Genomic DNA, 19,946 nt, shown 5'->3' on the forward strand with positions numbered 1-19,946 from the left:
GTATTACTTTTGTTCTAATTATAACGCATTGTAATTAAATAAAACAAGTATGAAACATCTTAACAAATTATTTGCTGCAGCTTTGTTGTTTGCTGGTTTAACATCACAAGCACAAGATAGCAACAACCCATGGGCAGTGTCTTTTGGGGTAAATGGAGTTGACACTAAAGTTAGTGCTGTTGGAAATGACAGTCCAAAATTCATCCAATTATTGAATGCTAAAGAAAACTGGAACATTTTACCTTCAGTATCCTACTTAAACGTGTCTAGATACGTAGGTGATGGTTTTTCTTTTGGTTTAACAGGTTCTGTGAACAGAATTGACAAAATGGTTTACAGAGTTACTGGGACTGAGTCGACTGATGTAGTTGTAAACCCTGGCGATTTATCTTACTATGCTATTGATGCTACTATCAAGTATAGTTTTATGGAAATGTTAAAATCTAAATGGTTAGATCCATCTCTTAACATTGGAGGAGGTTACAACTTTTTTGGAGACGCTTCTGCAGGTACTGTTAATGGAGGTTTGGGTTTAACTTTTTGGTTTTCTGAAAATGTTGGTTTGCAGTTGCAATCTGTTTACAAACACTCATTTGATGACGACAGATTTGCTGATCTTGATGTCCCAACACATATCCAACATTTCGCTGGTATAACTTTCAAATTTGGAGGTAAAGATACAGACGGTGATGGAATTTATGACAAAGATGATGCATGTCCTGAAGTTGCTGGTTTACCAGAATTCAAAGGATGTCCTGATACAGATAAAGATGGTATCCAAGATTCAGAAGACGCTTGTCCAGAAGAAGCTGGAACTAAAGAATTAAACGGTTGTCCTGATAACGACGGTGACGGAATCATCAATTCAGAAGATGCTTGTCCAGATGACAAAGGAACTAAAATGATGAACGGATGTCCAGATGCTGACGGTGACGGTGTTGCTGATAAAGATGACAAATGTCCTACTGTAGCTGGTGCTAAAGATAACGCTGGTTGTCCATGGCCTGATACTGATGGTGACGGTGTTGCTGATAAAGATGACAAATGTCCTACTGTAGCTGGTACTGTTGCTAACAATGGTTGTCCAGAAGTTTCAGACGAAACAATGAAAAAATTAAATGATTACGGTAAAACTATCTTGTTTAACTCTGGTAAAGCTTCTTTCCAAAAACAAACAATGCCAGTTTTACAAGCAATGGCTGCTATCTTAAAAGAGTATCCAACAGCTAAATTCTCATTAGAAGGTCACACTGATTCTGATGGTAAAGATGCAATGAACCAAAAATTATCTGAAGACAGAGCAGCAGCAGTTAAGAACTTCTTAATTGAGCAAGGTATCGATGCTTCTAGATTATCTTCTAAAGGTTTTGGTGAAACTATGCCAGTAGATTCTAACAAAACTGCTAAAGGTAAAGCTAACAACAGAAGAGTAGAAGTGAAATTAGTTAAATAATTTCTTTCTAAAATATATTAAGAAACGCCTCGATTTATCGGGGCGTTTTTTTATTTTTATAAAATGAATCCAACTACTTTTTTAGACAAGTTAAGCGCAACTATTTTATCACAATCTGATATTCAATTATCAAATTGTTTAATTGTTTTACCTAATAAAAGAGCCAAAGTGTTTCTTTTAGAGAGTTTAAAAAATCAATTAGAAACCACTTCTTTTGCGCCTAATATAATTAGTATTGAAGATTTTATTCAGGAAATTTCAGCTTTGCGCACGATTGATCCTATTGAATTGTTATTTGAATTCTACGAAGTCTATCTCTCCGTTACTGAAAAAGCAAAACAGCAATCGTTTGAAGAATTTGCAACTTGGGCAAAAACAGCTATTCAAGATTTTAATGAAATCGACCGCTATTTGTTAGATCCAAATCACGTGTTTTCGTATCTAAAAGATATTGAAGCTTTGAAAAGGTGGAATTTAGAACCGTCAAATACAACCAAATTAATAGATACACATTTAGAATTTTGGGCTAAATTACCTTTGTATTACGAATCTTTTTATAATCATTTATTAAAAAAAGGAATCGGTTATCAAGGATTATTGTATAGAGAAGCAGTTAAAAATTTAGCTGCCTTTACCGAAACAATTACCAATCAAATCTATTTTGCAGGGTTTAACGCCTTAAATCAAGCGGAAGAAAAAATATTTAAACATTTAGCAAACGAGAATAAAGCTAAAATTTATTGGGATATAGATGAAGTTTTTCTAAATGATTCCTATCACGATGCTGGTTTGTTCATTAGAAAGTTTAAAAAAGAATGGAAACCTTTTGTAAATCAAGATTTTGAATGGGTTGTAAATCATTTCAGCGAAGCTAAAAACATTGAAATTATTGGGACGCCTAAAAGCATTGGTCAAGCCAAAATTGTGGGAACCATTATTGAAAAAATTCAATCTGAAAACCCAAATTTAGAGAAAACAGCTGTTGTTCTAGGGGATGAAAATCTGTTGCTTCCTGTTTTATACGGCTTACCTGAATCAGTTGAGGCGTTGAATATTACGATGGGTTATCCAAGTAAAAATAATCCGGCGCAACTGTTGATTAGTAAGTTGTTCAAGTTGCATACCAATGCCAAACAACGAAACGAGAAAAGCTACACTTTTTACTATAAAGAAGTTCTGGATATTTTAAATCATCCTTTGGTGGAACCGTATTGCAAAGTGGAAGAAGTTGTAAAAGTGATTAACAACAACAATTTCACTTTCTTTTCCAATCAAAAATTATTCAGTTTATTCGAAGAAAAATATCCAAACACAGAAAATAAATTCTTTGAATTATTATTCACTCGTTGGGACGATTCTATTTCCGATATTTTAACAAACTTGAATTCGATTTTACTAACCATAAAATCCTATTTAAGTAACGACAATGCCGAAGAAAAAGTTACGAAAGCTTTCGTGTATTCAGTGTTTAAAACCATTAATAAATTAACCAATTATCACGAAACCTATAATCAAATCGAAAGTTTGCAGTCGTTACAAGCGATTTATAAGCAAATCATCGATTTAGCGGAAGTTTCTTTCGAAGGTGAGCCTTTGTCAGGTCTTCAAGTAATGGGTGTTTTAGAAAGCCGTGTATTGGATTTTGAAAATGTGATTATCACATCCGTAAATGAAGGTAAGTTTCCCGCTGGAAAATCACAGAATTCATTCATTCCATATGATGTAAAGAAAGAATTAGGCTTACCAACGTACAAAGAAAAAGATGCGATTTATTGCTATCACTTTTATCATTTGTTGTTGCGAGCGAAAAACGTTTGGTTGCTTTACAATACCGATAACGAAGGAATCGATGCTGGTGAAAAAAGTCGTTTTATTACCCAATTAGAAATCGAGAAACAACCAAAACATAGTATTTCAAGCACGATTTATAACGCCGTTTTACCCGAAAAGGCATACGAACCCGTTACCATTCCAAAAACCGATAAAATTCTAACGCGTTTGCACGAAATCGCAACCGATAAAGGATTTTCGCCATCGTCGTTGACCAATTATATTCGAAATCCGTTACAGTTTTATATGCAACGTATTTTGCGAATCAACGAAGCCGATGAAGTGGAAGAAAACATTGCGGTAAATACATTGGGAACTATCATTCATAATGCTTTGGAAGAATTGTATACACCCTATTTGAATCAGTTTTTAGCATTGCATCATATTGAAGTAATGGAAACAAAAATTGACGAGGTTATTCTGAAACATTTCAAAGAAATTTACAAAGAAGGCGAAATTACCAAAGGGAAAAATCTATTAGCGTTTGAAGTAGCGAAACGAAATGTCTACAATTTTCTACAATTAGAAAAGAAAGATATCGAAGAAGGTCAAGCTATAAAAGTATTGTTGTTAGAAGCAAGTTTGTCTTGTGAAATCGAAGTGAAATCTTTACCCTTTCCACTAAAAATTGCAGGTAAAGTCGACCGAATCGAAGAGCGAGATGGAACTATTAGAATCATCGATTACAAAACAGGAAAAGTATTGGGCAATAGTTTAAAAATTAACGATTTTACCGATTTAACTACTGATATAAAAAATGAAAAAATCATTCAGTTGTTGTGTTATGCGTTGATGTTTGAAAATCACGAATTGAAACAAAACCGAGAAGTTTCAGCGGGAATTATTTCGTTTAAAAACATGAAAAGTGGTTTTTTGCCTTTCGGATTGGGAAAAGGAAAAGATGCTGAACTTGTTATTTCAAATGATATTTTAGAGGATTTCAAATCGGAATTAGAAAAATTGATTGTAGAAATTTTCAACCCAGAAATTCCTTTTAAAGAGAAAGTATAATTAAATAAAGCCTTGCGAACTTTGCGGTTAAAAACTAAACCCTTTTCAAAAATCCACTCAAAACTATCAACAATTCCGCCTGATTCTCAAAATGACTCATGTGGCCGTCTTCGAAAGTGGTAAGTTGCACTTGTGTACCTTCGATTTGTTCTATATTTTCATCGTAATTTAAAACGGGATCTTTTTTGCCTAAAATAAGTTGAATTGGATATGGCGCAAAATGCAAAATAACTTCGCGGTCTTTTCTAATTTTCATGCCTTCCAATGCGGCAACAATACCTTGAAGTGGCGTTTTTAAAGCTTCTAATTTTACTTCTTCGATAATATCTGCTAAACGTTCACGATTGTCTTCACTAAATAAATTGGCAATACTCATACGAATGAATGCCGAATAATTTTGCTTCACCGCCACAATAGCACGGTCACGATTTGCTTTTCGTTCGTCGCTATCAGCTCTTGAAGTAGAGTTTTGTAACACAATTCCTTTGATATTATCGGGATACAATTCAGCGAAAGCCAACGCTACATAACCACCCATCGAATGCCCAATCAAAACCGCTTTCCTGATTTTTAATTCGTGCAATACATGATGTACCATATCGGCTTGGTCTTCCATCGTGTGGACATAACCCAGACATTCGGTTTCACCATGACCTAATAAATCGATAGTAATGATGCGGTGTTTTTTAACCAATTCAGGAACAAACGCCTTCCACATCGATTGATTTTCCAAAAAACCATGTAATAAAACCACAGCCGTTCCTTTTCCTTGGTCGGTATAACTGATTTTAGTGTTTTTGAAGTTAGTGGTTTTCATGAGGGCAAAGTTAGGGTTTAAACGCAAAGAGCGCAAAGTTTTTTCGAGAAGTGCGCTAGGAAAATATTTTTAACCACTTTGTCATTTCGACCTAAGGAGAAATCACATTTTATGAATAAAAAACGTATTTTTGAGAAAAGCATTTTTAGATTTATGAACAGATTAGTGATTATTGGAAACGGTTTTGATTTAGCACATGGTTTGCCAACGAGTTATAGGGATTTTATAGATGATTATTGGAAAAATGTAAAAGACAGTAATCATAATGGATTAGTGTCTTTTAATCTTGATAATTTTGTTGAATTCAAAAACCATGAAAAATTAGATGAATTGATAGATGAAATCGCCAAAATCAAAAACATATACAAAAGAGATGGTATAGAAGTTTATAAAATAAAAGATAATCCTATAGCTTTAGCAAATAATAGGATTCAACTTATCAATTATAAAAATAAATTTTTTAAATTAATGAGTTCTGAATCAATAGAGAATTGGGTTGATATTGAAAATTTATATTATAAAACCTTAAAAGAAAGAGCTAAAGGAGAAGTACAAAATCAAAATTATATATGGGGAATTAAACAACTAAATGAAGATTTTGAAGAAATTAAAAATTTGTTTGAAAGTTATTTAAATAGTGTTTTTGAACAAAGTTATAATTGGGAAAAAATTAAAAATAATGAAATTATTGAGCATTTAATTGAAGTGCCTTGTTATAACGATTTTTTATTTGATAAAGCTCAAGAAGAGTATTTCAATAATTTGGATAATTTTAGTATAGAAGAAACAAACTTATTAAGTTTTAATTACACAAAAACCGTTTTTGATTATTCTGAAGAAATCTTGAAATCAAAATTTGATATTTACAACAATTATATTCATGGTGCAATTGATTCTAAAGATTTGCCAATTATATTTGGGTTTGGAGATGAGATGGATAAAGAATATCAATTGATTGAAGATATTGACGATAATGAATACTTGAAAAATTTTAAATCAATTCAATATTTAGAACACTCAAATTATAAGAATCTTTATAATTTTATAGAATCTGGACCATTTCAAGTTTTTATTATGGGCCATTCGTGTGGATTGTCTGATAGAACATTACTAAGCACAATTTTTGAGAATGAAAATTGTCTTTCTGTGAAAGTCTTTTATTATCAATATTTAGATAAACAAACAGACAAAATAAAAGATAATTATACGGAAATTACTCAAAATATTTCAAGACATTTTAAAGATAAAAAAATGTTGAGAAAAAAAGTGGTTGAAAAAAGACATTGTAAACCATTAATTAAGTTTCAAGAAACAAAGGAATAATGCGATTTTTTCTCTGTCGAAATAACAAATTCGCGTAAAAAACTTATTTTAGCCTTATAAAATTATTCTCTCATGTTCACCATCCAACAAATTCACGAAGCGCACGCCAAAGTAAAAAGTGGTGCCGATTTTCCAAAATACATGCAAGACATTATTGCGCTTGGTGTTACTTCCTTTGAAACGTTTGTATTTGACAATCATACTAATTATTATGGTGCCAATGATTTTCGAATAGCTTCAGAAGGTTTTTCAGAAACCTTAACTATTGCTGATGAAAGTAACGTTGAGCAATTCAAATCAGACTTAAAATCGCACCAACAAGGCAACACTGATTACATGACGTTTTTAAATGATTGCGCCAAATCAGGTGTTGAAAAATGGATTGTAGTGATGGATAAAATGACGTGCAGTTATTACGACAAAGCCGGGAATGAAATGGTAGTGGAAGTAATTCCGTCGGTTTAGTTTCACCACAAACTTGTCATTCCGTAGGAATCTCATAAAGAGATGCTTTACAGCATGACAAGTTTGCGTTGAGTCAAGTTTTGAGCATAAAAAAACGGCTCACTTTCGTAAACCGTCTTTTTTCTTTCTTCTTGTATCTTTTCTCTAATTAAGCATTCATTATCGACTCAATTTCCTCAATTTCAATTGGAATGTTTCGCATTAAATTGAACGCAGCTCCTGTTGATTGAATCACCATATCGTCCTCTAAACGAATACCAAAACCTTCTTTCGGAATGTAAATTCCAGGTTCAACTGTGAAGACCATGTTAGCTTGCATTGGTTCGTGTAGTAAACCGTAATCGTGAGTATCTAATCCCATGTGGTGCGAAGTTCCGTGCATGAAATATTTTTTGTATGCTGGCCAATCTGGATTTTCGTTTTGAACATCGGCTTTGTCGATTAATCCTAAACCTAACAATTCAGAAGTCATGATTTTGCCCACTTCTACATGATATTGTTTCCATAACGTTCCTGGAACCAACATTTTTGTAGCTTCATTTTTCACATTTAAAACAGCATTGTAAACCGCTTTTTGTCTATCTGTAAAACGACCTGAAACTGGAACCATACGCGTCATATCACTTGAATAATTCGCATATTCTGCACCAACGTCTAATAAAATTAAATCGCCTGCTTTGCATTGTTGGTTGTTTTCAATGTAGTGCAATACATTCGCGTTATTACCCGAAGCGATAATTGGCGTGTAAGCAAAACCTTTCGAACGATTTCTTAAGAATTCATGCGCAAATTCAGCCTCAATTTCGTATTCCATTACGTTTGGTTTTACGAATTGCAACACGCGTCTAAAACCTTTTTCAGTAATATCACATGCTTTTTGGATTAAATCCAATTCTTCGCTTTCCTTTACCGAACGCAATCTTTGTAAAATAGGATTTGATTTTTCTACTTTGTGTGCTGGATAATTTTCTTTCCACCATTTGATAAAACGGGCTTCACGAGTTTCTGTTTCAATAACGGCACGATAATGTTCGTTTGTGTTGATGTAAATCGTATCAGCATATGCCATGATTTCTTTCAACGTTTTGTGAAAATCCTGTAACCAAATCACCGATTTAATTCCAGAAACTTCAAAAGCTCTTTCTTTGGTAAGTTTTTCACCTTCCCAAATCGCAATATGCTCGTTGGTTTCTTTTAAGAATAAAATTTCTTTCAAATGTTCGTAAGGTGCATCAGGGAAAAGCAATAAAACACTTTCTTCTTGATCCACTCCCGATAAATATAAAATATCTCTATGTTGTGCGAAAGGCAAAGTAGAATCGGCAGAAACTGGATAAATATCGTTTGAATTGAATACCGCAACACTGTTAGGTTTCATTTGAGCTGTAAATTTCGCTCTGTTTTTAACGTATAAATCGCGGTCTATTTGATGGTATTTCATGGTTTATGATTTTTTTCGATTTCCAAAAATAAAAAGATAAAAATGAAAAGTTGTTAAATACTTTAGAAATTTTGTAGAAGTGCAATGTTTTGGCTAATTTTCAACAAAATTTTTCAAGATGAAGCAAATTACGCTACTGTTTTTATTGATTGTGCAATCAACAATCGCTCAAAATTCGTTGTTTAATCAAGTAGAAGCTAAAAATATCGGACCAACCATCATGAGCGGTCGTGTGGTAGATTTAGCTGTTAATCCAAAAAATCCAACCGAATTTTATGTCGCTTATGCTACTGGCGGACTTTGGTACACTAATAATAACGGAACTTCTTTCAGTCCAATGATGGATTCGGCAGAAACTGTTAATTGTGGTTCGGTTACGGTAGATTGGAATTCGGGAACTATTTGGGTAGGAACGGGTGAAGTGAATGCTTCGCGTTCGTCTTATGCTGGAGTTGGGGTTTTAAAATCTTCGGATAAAGGTAAAACTTGGGAAAATTTAGGATTAAAAGATTCGCATCATATCAGCAGAATTTGGGTTAACCCAAGCAATTTGAATGAAATTGTAGTAGCTGCTGTCGGACATTTGTATACGACCAACAAAGAACGTGGTATTTACAAATCAATTGATGGTGGGAAATCTTGGAAACAAACATTGTTCGTTGCTGAAGATGCTGGAATTATTGATTTAGCGGTTTCGAAAAATAATCCAAAAATCATGTTTGCTGCGTCTTGGCAAAAAGATAGAAAAGCGTGGCATTTTGATGGTGATGGAGAAAAATCAGGAATTTATAAAAGTGAAGATGGCGGAACTTCTTGGAAATTAGTTACCACAAAAGAAAGCGGATTTCCTGCTAATGAAGGTGTGGGAAGAATTGGTTTGGCACTATTTAATGAAAACTTGATTTATGCCGTTGTTGATAATCAGAACAAACGACCAAAAACAGCTTCAAAAAATAAATTGACTACGATGTTGTCAACTCCTGGAGCTGATTTCATGGAAATTTCGAACAAAGAACTGAATATCGCTTTAAAAGAAAGCGGTTTTAGAGATAAATATCGTGCGGAAAACATTAAAAATTGGGTTACTGACAACAACATGGAACCAAAAGAAGTTTTGGCTGTTTTGTCTGATGCAAATAAAGCGTTATTTGAAACCGAAGTAATTGGTTGTGAAGTCTACAAATCGGAAGATGGCGGAAAATCTTGGAAAAAAACCAATCAGAATTACATTGACGATATGTTTTATACCTACGGCTATTACTTTGCGAACATTTCGGTTGATGAGAAAAATCAAAATCGTGTTTATATTGGTGGTGTTCCGTTATTGTTTTCAGAAGATGGAGGAAAAACTTTTACTGCCATTTCTAAAGAAAACGTTCATGCCGATCATCACGTAACTTGGGTAAATCCTGAAAATCCAAATCACATTATTAACGGAAACGATGGTGGTGTGAATATTTCGTATGATAATGGCGAACATTGGATTAAGTGTAATAATGAAGCGGTAAGTCAGTTTTATGCCGTGAATGTGGATTATCAAGAAAATTATAATGTCTATGGAGGAATGCAAGATAACGGCGTTTGGTTTGGTCCGAATAATTACTCGCATAATGTTGCTTGGCATCAAGAAGGGAAATATCCGTATCAAGAATTAATGGGTGGCGATGGTATGCAAACACAAATTGATAGTCGTAATCCAAATGTAGTTTTTACAGGTTATCAATTTGGAAATTACTATAAAATCAATCAGAAAGAAGGAAAGTTTGATTACATTACACCAAAAGCTCCAAAAGGAGAAAAACCTTATCGTTTCAATTGGCAAACACCGATTTTGTTATCATCACACAATCAAGATATTTTGTACATGGGTTCGGAGTTTTTACATCGTTCTATGAATCAAGGTGAAACTTGGGAAAGAATTTCAGGTGATTTAACAAACGGAGCTAAAGAAGGAAATGTAGCTTTTGGAACTTTGACAACTATTTCAGAAAGTAAATTCCAATTCGGATTGCTTTATGCAGGTTCTGATGATGGAAAAATTCATGTTTCAAAAGATGGAGGCGTTTCTTGGCAATTGATTTCGGGTAATTTACCACAAAATTTATGGGTTTCAAGAGTTGCCGCTTCAACTTACAAAAAAGAAAGAGTTTATGCCACTTTAAACGGTTATAGAAACGATATTTTTGAAAGCTATGCTTATGTTTCGGAAGATTTTGGTGCGACTTGGACATCAATTTCAAACGGATTAACAGAAGCAGTTAACGTAATTGTGGAAGATTCAGCAAATGAGAATATTTTATATGTTGGAACCGATAATGGCTTGTTTATTTCGTTAGACAAAGGTACAACTTGGCAAGATTTCTCCAACGGAATGCCAAAAGTGGCGGTTCATGATGCGGTAATTCAAACCAAAGCTAAAGAATTAATCGTAGGAACTCATGGTCGTTCGATTTATAAAATGGATATTTCTAAAGTTCAGGAATTGACTAAAGACGTTTTGGCTAAAAACATTCATTTATTTAAAATAAACGATAGAACAAAATCAGAACGTTGGGGAAGTCAAAATTACGCATGGGGAAAACCGAGTGAGCCGTCTCAAGACATTTGGTTTTATTCAAACGGTGATGAAATGGTAAATGTTTCTGTTACAAATGAAGCAGGAATGGTAGTTCATTTTCAAAAAGTGGATGCAAAAAAAGGCTTGAATTCGTTTACCTACGATTATTCGCTTTCAAAAGAAGTTGCTGAAAAGTGGAATAAGAAAGACAAAAATATCAAAATTAAAGAAGCTGAAAACAAGAAGTTTTATTTGCCTGTTGGGAAATATAAAATGGCAGTTTCAAAAGATAAAGTAACAGAAACCAAATCGTTTGAAGTTTCAGCTCCAAAAAAATAAAATATGAAAAATCTAATTCTGTATATGGCGATTGTTTGGTCTTTGTCTTCTGTGGCACAAGACAAAAAAGCCTATCAAATTTTTGATAAGAACGGTAAAAGAACTTCCTATGAAAAACTCTTAAAAGCTGGAGAAAAGGCTGAAGTGGTTTTGTTTGGTGAATATCATGATAATTCAATTGTACATTGGTTGCAATTGGAGTTTACTAAAGATTTGGATCAAAAGAAGCTATTGGTTTTAGGTGCTGAAATGCTCGAAGCAGACAATCAAAAGCAACTCGACCAATATTTAAAAGACGAAATCAATCAAAAACAATTGGATTCTTCGGCTCGTCTTTGGAAAAATTATAAAACCGATTATAAACCTTTAGTCGATTTTGCAAAAGAGAAAAAAATTAATTTTATTGCTACAAATGTGCCTCGAAGATACGCTTCGTTAGTATTTAAAAAAGATTTAGTGGCTTTGGATTCGCTTTCTGCTCTAGAGAAATCGTGGATTGCTCCGTTGCCAATAGAATTTGATATTAATTTACCAGGTTATAAAAGCATGATGGGAATGCAAGGAGGTCATGCAGGCGAAAAAATGCCGAAAGCCCAAGCCATTAAAGACGCTACAATGGCTTATTTTATCAATAAAAATAGAAAAGAGAACAGCATTTTTGTGCATTACAACGGAACATATCATTCCGATAATTACGAAGGGATTAATTGGTATTTAAGAAAATTAGATTCAGAAATAAAAATCATTACCATAGCCACAGTTGAACAAAAAGATATTTCAAAATTAGAAGCCGAACATTACAATAAAGCCGACTTTATTCTCGTTATAGATGAAGACGTAACAAAAACGTATTAAAATCGTCTTATTTTTGAAACCAAACGTAGGGTTTTGTTTAATGTTGGATTCCTGCTTTCCGTTATAGTCCCGATTTTATCGGGAGCTATCACTCCAATCAGGGTTAGAAAACAATCGATAGTATGAAAAAATTAGTAGTTTTATTCATTTTACTAGTTGGTGCATTTGCTTTTTTCTCTTGTGAGGATTCAGATGGTGTATCAGAAGAGCCTCATTTAATAGTCAAATTCCAATTTGATCCTAATCAAGTGCGATTGAATAATTTAGGTCAACCTGCTACTATTCCATCTGGTCACGCAGCACAATCACCTGACTTTAGTAAAATTAGTGCTCATTATTTTGAGTTGGCACCCACAGCTTATACCCAACTTGGAGATGGAGCTATTTTGTATCACGCAGATGAAACAACTGCAGGCGGAGCTGTAGCTATCGATTTTAGCAAAGCTGTCGTGGTTGGCGAAGGCGAAGCGTTTTTGAGAATTCCATTAAGTCAAGTAGCACAAGGTAATTATGAATATGTTCGCGTTTCTTTGGCTTACCAAGAATATACTATTTCCGTTAGAAATGCAGGAACTGATTATCTAGGAAAATTAGCAAGTTTTGTTGGATACAATTCGTACATCACAACACATTCTATAGGTAATAACTCTTTTCCTGTTAATGCAAATCGACTACAAGGTTACTGGGCTTTTGCTTTGAATGATTTTCCTTATGCTACTTCAGGTCAAACACCAGCCGGAGCCACAACAGTTCCAAACCCAATTGCAGCAACTTCTCCAATACCTGCGGGCTCTTGTGTAGTAACAGGAAAATTTGCTCAAAATCTTATTATTAATGGTAATGAAACGCGCGATGTAGTGATTACTTTATCCCTTTCTTCTAACAATAGTTTTGAATGGCAAGAAGTTACTTCAGATGGTAAATATGAGCCTTCAATAGGTGAAAATGTGGTTGATATGGGCTTAAGAGGATTGATACCTACTTATGTTAAATAAATATATTTGCTAAAATATTATACACTACCATGATTTTAAGTACCTAAACACTTGATATTCAACGATAGTTAAATTCATTTTAAAATCATTATAAATTAGCTCGAAAAGGTTGTAGTTAATTTCAAATAGCCTTATTTTTGTTTGATTTTTTATTAAACTAGTACAATCAAATAAAAATTATGGCAAAATCGGCACTATTAAAGTCATCTATTGTTAAAAAATACTGGATGGCTCTTACAGGTTTATTTTTATGCTTGTTTTTGGCGGGGCATTTGGCAGGAAATCTTCAATTGATTTTTGGAACCAGTAAGCAATTTAATGAATATGCATTATTCATGACCACCAATCCAGCAGTTAAGTTACTTTCTTATCTTACTTACATTTCAATTTTATTCCATGCTATTGATGGAATCATGTTAACAATCCAAAACAAAAAGGCAAGACCAGTTGGTTATGCTAAAACAGATGGTTCTTCAAGCAGTTTAGCTTCAAGAAATATGGCGGTTTTAGGAACAGTTATTATGGTTTTTATCGCTACACACATGGTGAATTTTTGGGCTAAAATGCATTTTGACAAAAACATGCCGTTAGTTCAAAAAGAAATGGACAATGGTATGGGACAAAAACAAATTCAGTTAGTGGGAACTAAAGATTCTCAAATGCCTTACATGCAATTGGATCAAAGCGGAAAATTATCTAAAGAATTTTTTGAGACAATCAAAATGCAAACACAAGGGCAATACGATTTAGAAGTACAAGACATGACTAAAATCGTAAACAAAAAAACAGGTGAAGTAGTTTTTGAAGGTTACAAAGATTTGTATAAATTAACTGTAGACTTTTTTAAAGATGCTAAATACGGATTGTTTTTTACAATCGGTTATGTTTTAGCAATGTTAGCTTTGGCATTTCACTTATGGCATGGTTTTCAAAGTGCTTTTCAATCTTTAGGGGTTAATAGTTCTAAATTAACACCTGTTATTAAGTTTTTCGGAAAAGCATTCGCAATTATAGTTCCGCTATTATTTGCAATTATTCCAGTTATCTTACACTTTAAAAAATAATCAACATCAGTATATATTATGAAGTTAGATTCTAAAATACCAGCAGGTCCGTTAAAAGACAAATGGACCGATCATAAAAATCACTTGAAATTAGTTGCTCCAAATAATAGACCAAAAATCGATATTATTGTGGTAGGAACTGGTTTAGCAGGTGCTTCTGCTGCCGCTTCTCTTGGAGAGATGGGTTACAACGTAAAAGCATTCTGTTTTCAAGATTCTCCTCGTCGTGCGCACTCAATTGCGGCTCAAGGAGGTATCAATGCAGCAAAAAATTATCAAAATGATGGAGATAGTATTTACCGTCTTTTCTATGATACTATTAAAGGTGGTGACTACCGTGCGCGTGAAGCAAATGTTCACCGTTTAGCAGAAGTTTCGGGAAATATTATTGATCAATGTGTGGCGCAAGGAGTTCCTTTCGCTCGCGAATATGGTGGAATGTTAGACAACCGTTCGTTTGGTGGAACACAAGTACAACGTACTTTCTACGCTGCTGGACAAACAGGACAACAATTATTATTAGGAGCATATTCTGCTTTATCAAGACAAATCGGATTAGGACGTGTAAAAATGTACAATCGTCACGAAATGTTAGATTTAGTTAAAGTAGATGGAAAAGCTCGTGGAATTATCGCTCGTAACTTAATTACAGGGGAAATCGAAAGACATTCAGCACATGCTGTTGTTATTGCTTCTGGAGGTTACGGAAACGTATATTTCCTTTCTACAAACGCAATGGGAAGTAACGTAACAGCTGGATGGAAAATCCACAAACAAGGAGCGTTATTTGCAAACCCATGTTATGTACAAATTCACCCAACATGTATTCCAGTTCACGGAACCAATCAGTCAAAATTAACCTTGATGTCTGAATCGTTACGTAACTCGGGTCGTATTTGGGTTCCTAAGAAAAAAGAAGATGCGGAAGCAATTAGAGCTGGGAAATTAAAACCAACACAAATTGCTGAAGAAGATAGAGATTATTATTTAGAGAGAAAATATCCAGCTTTTGGAAATTTAGTTCCTCGTGATGTGGCTTCAAGAGCTGCAAAAGAAGTTTGTGATGCTGGACACGGTATCGAAGCAAATGACACTAACGAAGGAGTTTACTTAGATTTCTCAACTGAAATTCAAACTAAAGGAAAACAATCGGCTTACGCTAAAGGAAATCACAATCCAACTCCAGAAGAAATTACAGCTTTAGGAAAACAGTGGTTAGAAGAGAAATATGGTAACTTGTTTACGATGTATCAAAAAATCACGGATGAGAATCCTTATGAAACTCCGATGAAAATTTACCCAGCAGTTCACTATACAATGGGTGGCGTTTGGGTTGATTATAACTTACAATCTACTATTCCAGGTTGTTTCGTAGCAGGTGAGGCTAACTTCTCTGACCACGGAGCAAATCGTTTAGGAGCTTCAGCTTTAATGCAAGGTTTAGCAGATGGATATTTCGTTTTACCTTACACAATTTCTAACTATTTAGCTGACGAAATTAGAACTGGAAAAATCTCAACAGATTCTCCAGAATTCTTAGAAGCTGAAGCTAGAGTTAAAGATTCAATTAGCAAATTCTTAAACAACAACGGTACTAAATCGGTTGATTATTTCCATAAAAAATTAGGTTTGATTATGTGGAATAAAGTAGGAATGGGTCGTAACGAAAAAGGATTAACTGAAGCTATTGCTGAAATCGCTCAATTAAAAGAAGATTTCTACAAAGAAGTTTATGTTCCTGGAAGCGCAGACGAATTAAATCCTGAGTTAGAAAAAGTATTAAGAGTTGCCGATTTCATCGAATTAGGTCAGTTGATGGCAATGGATGCTTTACAACGTAAAGAATCTTGTGGAGGTCACTTCCGTGAAGAATATCAAGATGCTGAAGGTGAAACATTACGTGATGACGAAAACTTCAAATTTGTTGGAGCTTGGGAATATAAAGGTGATGACATCAGCAAAGAAGAACTTCACAAAGAAGAATTGAAATACGAAGAAATTAAAATTGCAGCTAGAAATTACAAATAAAATATTATGAGTGCAGCAAAAAATATCAATATAAACCTTAAAATTTGGCGTCAAAAGAATGCTAGTTCTAAAGGTAGCATAGAAACTTATAAATTAGATAATGTTTCTACTGCAAGTTCGTTTTTGGAAATGTTAGACCAATTAAACGAGCAATTAATTAACGAAAAGAAAGAACCAGTTGCCTTTGATCACGATTGTCGTGAAGGAATTTGTGGTTCTTGTTCATTATACATTAACGGACGTGCTCACGGACCTGATACTGGAATTACAACCTGTCAGTTACACATGAGAATGTTCAACGATGGAGATACAATTTATATCGAACCTTGGAGAAGTAAAGCATTCCCAGTAATTAAAGATTTAGTTGTTGACAGAACCGCTTTTGATAGAATTCAGCAAGCAGGTGGTTTCGTATCAGTAAACACTTCTGGAAATACAATTGACGCTAACTCAATTCCAGTTCCTAAAGTTGATGCAGACAAAGCGTTTGAAGCAGCAGCTTGTATTGGTTGTGGAGCTTGTGTGGCTACTTGTAAAAATGGTTCTGCGATGTTATTCGTTGGAGCAAAAGTATCTCAATACGCTTTATTACCACAAGGTAAAGTTGAAGCTACACAACGTGTTTTAAACATGGTACGTCAAATGGACGAAGAAGGTTTCGGAAATTGTACGAATACTGGAGCATGTGAAATTGAATGTCCAAAAGGCATTTCATTAGAAAACATTGCTCGTATGAACAGAGAATTTTTAAAAGCATCTGTGAAGTAATTCATAGAATCTTAAAAATAATAAAAACGCATTCATTCATTTGGATGCGTTTTTTGTTTTTTAAATATTTCTTAAACATTCTTAAATGAAAGAATAAAATGGTATTTTTAACCTGATAAATTAGTCAATATGAAACAGCTATTTCTTTTGTTTTTCTTTCTTTTTTCAATTGCTGTTATATCGCAAAGTAACACTTTAGTTATTCAAAAGTTAAATTCTAATTTCACCAAAGAAATTAAGGAGAACAAGCGTATTAAGGTATGGACAAAAGATGGTCAAAAACTTTATGGAAGATTCACAATAAAGGATTCCATAAGTATTATAATTGAAGAAAAAGTTATACTGTTAGAAGACATCATAAAAATGAAGAAAAAGTCACTTTTTGGAACCATAGCAAATCCTATTTTCATTGTTTATGGTTCTTTTGCGATAATTGCTGGTGTGGTAACAGTTGGTACCGGAGGTTGGGGTGCAATTATTGGAGGAAGCTTCATTATTGGAGGAGTGCCATTGGTTTTAATACCGTCAATTTCTAATAATCACCCATCAGATAAATGGGAGTATTCAATAAAAATAAGATAAATGAAAGTAGCCCTTTTTCAAACCAAACTAGCTTGGGAAAATCCAGAAATCAATCGAACATTTATTGAGGAATATTTCTTAAATGAAGACGAATCATTTGATTTATTTGTCTTGCCCGAAATGTTCACTTCAGGTTTTACCATGAATCCATCTACTGTTGCTGAAACCATGGAAGGCGAAACAATCGCTTGGTTAAAAGATTTAGCTAAAAAGAAAACATGTGCCATAACAGGAAGTTTAGTAATCAAAGAAAACAGAAATTTCTATAACCGAATGGTGTTTGTTTTTCCATCTGGCGAAGTGCAGTTTTATAACAAAAGACATTTATTCACCTTAGCTGGCGAAGAGAAAGTCTACACAAAAGGAACTGAAAAAGTAATAGTAAACTATAATAACTGGAATATTTGCCTACAAATTTGCTACGATTTGCGTTTTCCTGTTTTTGTTCGAAATGTTGAAAATTACGACTTGTTGTTGTACGTTGCCAATTGGCCAAAACCACGAATTAACGCTTGGGACGCTCTTTTAAAAGCGCGTGCCATAGAAAATATGTGTTACACAATTGGCGTCAATAGAATAGGCGAAGACGCCAATAAATTAGAATATCCTGGACATTCTAAGGCTGCTGACTTTTTAGGAAATACAATTGTGGATTGTGAGGATGAATTAGGGGTTTTTATCTTCGAATTAGACAAAAATGCCCAACAAGAAACTCGTCAAAAATTGAATTTTCTTAATGACAAAGATGATTTTACAATTATTTAATCCAAAATAAAATCTTGCTCTACATCCCAGTTTGCCCTAACATCAATTAATTTTGGGAAATAGATAATTTCTTCGGCTTGTTTTTTAGCCAGGTAATTTCCTGTTGTCCACTCATTGTCGGAATTATCGTCGTAGATGATTCTTATCGTATATAATTTTGGCTCAATGGTTTCAAAATAAACACTTGTTTCTTTTGTTGAATTCATTTTATACAAAACCTCATTTTTATCCATCAATTCAACAATAAATGGAAAGCGTTTGATATTTGAGATGTTGATTTTTAAATTTCCATAATCGGAAAGTTGCTTAGTGCTAAAATTATACTTTAGTGAATCGTTTGTGGTTTCGTAAAAGTCTTTGATAGCGCCCGGAAGTAATTCAATGGTGTACTTTTCGTCTTCTTTCTTCTCAAAATCAAAAACAATTTCCTGTTCAAAATCAATATATTTTGATGTAAATTTTACAGTTGTAGAATCTTTACTTCGTAATATAATTTTAGATTCGTCAATAGTAGTTATTGGTGTTTTTGATTTAAGAACGAATGCGTCTCTAAATGCTAAAATACCACCTGTTTTGTTTTCAATATCTAACGAATCTGATTCTTTTAAATCCTTTAGCTTTGCATTAAAAGTTTTAGAATAGTCTTTGTTAGAAACAGAAATTTGTAAAGAATCCATTTTTACATTTGGATAAAAAATTTGAACAGAATCTTTGTTTTTTTCAGGGAATTTTACTATTTTGATTGGTATTTCAGTATTGTTATAAGAAGCGGTAATTTTAGTGTTTTTAAAATCACCTTCATAACCTAAAAAAAGTTTGTTGTTGCTCTCCTGTGTTGGTTTCTCTGCTTTAAATGGTTTTTTTTCTTGAAACAATTCTAATTCAAACATATCTGAGGTAGGAACTGTAATTGGATAGTCAATAAATCCAATTTTATCAGTTGCTGGATTGTATTTGTTATTACCAGCTTTATCTTTCATGGCTACAATTTTATAGGAGCCTTCCTTTAGGTTTTCTAATGAAAAGACTTTTAAACTGTCTAGTGTATTGGTGATGTAAAGAGGTGTTTCCTTATAAACTGTAGAATCTGTAAATGTTTTTGCATCGTAAAGCATAATAGAAACAAAACTATCTGGTTTTTGTTCGTAAGCATCTTTTACTTTTCCAACCACAGTTAAAGAATCCACATAATTCCCTGTAGAAAAAACATATTTGAATTGTGAATAAGGATTCCCTTCATTATTATCGGTAATACTTTGACCAAAATTGAAACTATAAGTTGTATTAGCCGCCAAAGTATCTAAAATTTTTATTGAAATATATTTACTCGCACTTCCTTGTGGTACAATAATAGGTTGTTTTTTCATTGGAGGCGAAATAATCAATTGTTTGTTAATGTCTTTCACCTTAATTAATTCGTCAAAGCTAATTTTGATTTCGTTTCCTTTGAAATTGGCACTAAAATTTTCTGGATTACTACTGACAATTTTGGGTGCAATAGTATCTTTGTCACCACCAGTAATGGTTCCACGTTTAGCACAATTGGTTAATAGTAAAAGACTTGCTAATAAAAAAGCTATGTATTTAAATTTTGTCATTTTCTTAAATAATGTGGTTACAAAATAACGACTATAATTAGTACAAACATACAAT

General features: G+C 33.5%; 15 protein-coding genes. 12 read left to right on the forward strand and 3 right to left on the reverse strand.

From position 1 onward, the window contains the following. The first annotated feature begins 49 nt into the window (after window positions 1-49). Together B2741_RS08785 and B2741_RS08790 are read left to right on the forward strand one after the other, a co-directional pair. Window positions 50-1,453, forward strand: a complete 1,404-nt coding sequence (locus B2741_RS08785) for an OmpA family protein (RefSeq protein ID WP_291137722.1) — start codon at window positions 50-52, stop codon at window positions 1,451-1,453. Between the two features lie 63 nt (window positions 1,454-1,516). Next, window positions 1,517-4,294, forward strand: a complete 2,778-nt coding sequence (locus tag B2741_RS08790) for a PD-(D/E)XK nuclease family protein (RefSeq protein ID WP_291137725.1) — start codon at window positions 1,517-1,519, stop codon at window positions 4,292-4,294. Window positions 4,295-4,328: 34 nt separating this feature from the next. Here the strand turns inward: B2741_RS08790 and B2741_RS08795 are convergent, their stop codons facing one another. After that, window positions 4,329-5,111, reverse strand: coding sequence for an alpha/beta fold hydrolase (locus tag B2741_RS08795; RefSeq protein WP_291137727.1), 783 nt, complete (start codon window positions 5,109-5,111; stop codon window positions 4,329-4,331). A gap of 111 nt (window positions 5,112-5,222) precedes the next feature. Here B2741_RS08795 and B2741_RS08800 point away from each other — a divergent pair, with 111 nt between their 5' ends. Then, window positions 5,223-6,434 carry an AbiH family protein gene (locus tag B2741_RS08800; RefSeq protein WP_291137729.1) on the forward strand — a complete coding sequence of 404 codons (1,212 nt, stop codon included), beginning with the start codon at window positions 5,223-5,225 and terminating at the stop codon, window positions 6,432-6,434. 72 nt (window positions 6,435-6,506) lie between these two features. Further along, complete coding sequence (locus B2741_RS08805; RefSeq protein ID WP_291137731.1) at window positions 6,507-6,899, forward strand: DUF1398 domain-containing protein; 393 nt, start codon at window positions 6,507-6,509, stop codon at window positions 6,897-6,899. 148 nt (window positions 6,900-7,047) lie between these two features. Here the strand turns inward: B2741_RS08805 and B2741_RS08810 are convergent, their stop codons facing one another. Beyond that, complete coding sequence (locus tag B2741_RS08810; protein ID WP_291137734.1) at window positions 7,048-8,340, reverse strand: aminopeptidase P family protein; 1,293 nt, start codon at window positions 8,338-8,340, stop codon at window positions 7,048-7,050. Between the two features lie 118 nt (window positions 8,341-8,458). Here B2741_RS08810 and B2741_RS08815 point away from each other — a divergent pair, with 118 nt between their 5' ends. From B2741_RS08815 to B2741_RS08850, 8 genes are all read left to right on the forward strand, one after another. Next, a complete protein-coding gene (locus tag B2741_RS08815) occupies window positions 8,459-11,236 on the forward strand; it encodes a VPS10 domain-containing protein (RefSeq protein WP_291137737.1) in 2,778 nt (925 codons plus the stop codon). Window positions 11,237-11,239: 3 nt separating this feature from the next. Continuing rightward, the gene (locus B2741_RS08820) at window positions 11,240-12,091 is read left to right on the forward strand and encodes a ChaN family lipoprotein (protein WP_291137740.1); all 852 of its coding nucleotides are present in this window, start codon (window positions 11,240-11,242) and stop codon (window positions 12,089-12,091) included. 122 nt (window positions 12,092-12,213) lie between these two features. Then, window positions 12,214-13,086: a hypothetical protein gene (locus tag B2741_RS08825; protein ID WP_291137743.1), complete on the forward strand. Its 873-nt coding sequence runs from the start codon at window positions 12,214-12,216 to the stop codon at window positions 13,084-13,086. A 179-nt stretch (window positions 13,087-13,265) separates the two neighbouring features. Further along, the gene (locus tag B2741_RS08830; protein ID WP_291137746.1) at window positions 13,266-14,150 is read left to right on the forward strand and encodes a succinate dehydrogenase cytochrome b subunit; all 885 of its coding nucleotides are present in this window, start codon (window positions 13,266-13,268) and stop codon (window positions 14,148-14,150) included. An 18-nt stretch (window positions 14,151-14,168) separates the two neighbouring features. Next, window positions 14,169-16,178 (forward strand): fumarate reductase/succinate dehydrogenase flavoprotein subunit, encoded by a 2,010-nt coding sequence (locus B2741_RS08835; protein WP_291137748.1) that lies wholly within the window; start codon window positions 14,169-14,171, stop codon window positions 16,176-16,178. 6 nt (window positions 16,179-16,184) lie between these two features. After that, window positions 16,185-16,946 (forward strand): succinate dehydrogenase/fumarate reductase iron-sulfur subunit, encoded by a 762-nt coding sequence (locus B2741_RS08840; protein ID WP_291137750.1) that lies wholly within the window; start codon window positions 16,185-16,187, stop codon window positions 16,944-16,946. A gap of 129 nt (window positions 16,947-17,075) precedes the next feature. Beyond that, complete coding sequence (locus B2741_RS08845; protein WP_291137753.1) at window positions 17,076-17,528, forward strand: hypothetical protein; 453 nt, start codon at window positions 17,076-17,078, stop codon at window positions 17,526-17,528. Continuing rightward, on the forward strand, window positions 17,529-18,293 hold the full coding sequence (locus B2741_RS08850) for a nitrilase family protein (RefSeq protein WP_291137756.1): 765 nt from the start codon (window positions 17,529-17,531) through the stop codon (window positions 18,291-18,293). On the opposite strand, the gene B2741_RS08855 is transcribed toward B2741_RS08850, so the two are convergent. Beyond that, window positions 18,290-19,891 carry an Ig-like domain-containing protein gene (locus B2741_RS08855; RefSeq protein WP_291137759.1) on the reverse strand — a complete coding sequence of 534 codons (1,602 nt, stop codon included), beginning with the start codon at window positions 19,889-19,891 and terminating at the stop codon, window positions 18,290-18,292. The two genes, B2741_RS08850 and B2741_RS08855, sit on opposite strands and share 4 nt — an antisense overlap. Between the last annotated feature and the right edge of the window lie 55 nt (window positions 19,892-19,946).

Source organism: Flavobacterium sp. UBA7663 (assembly GCF_002483315.1).
Taxonomy (GTDB): Bacteria; Bacteroidota; Bacteroidia; order Flavobacteriales; family Flavobacteriaceae; genus Flavobacterium.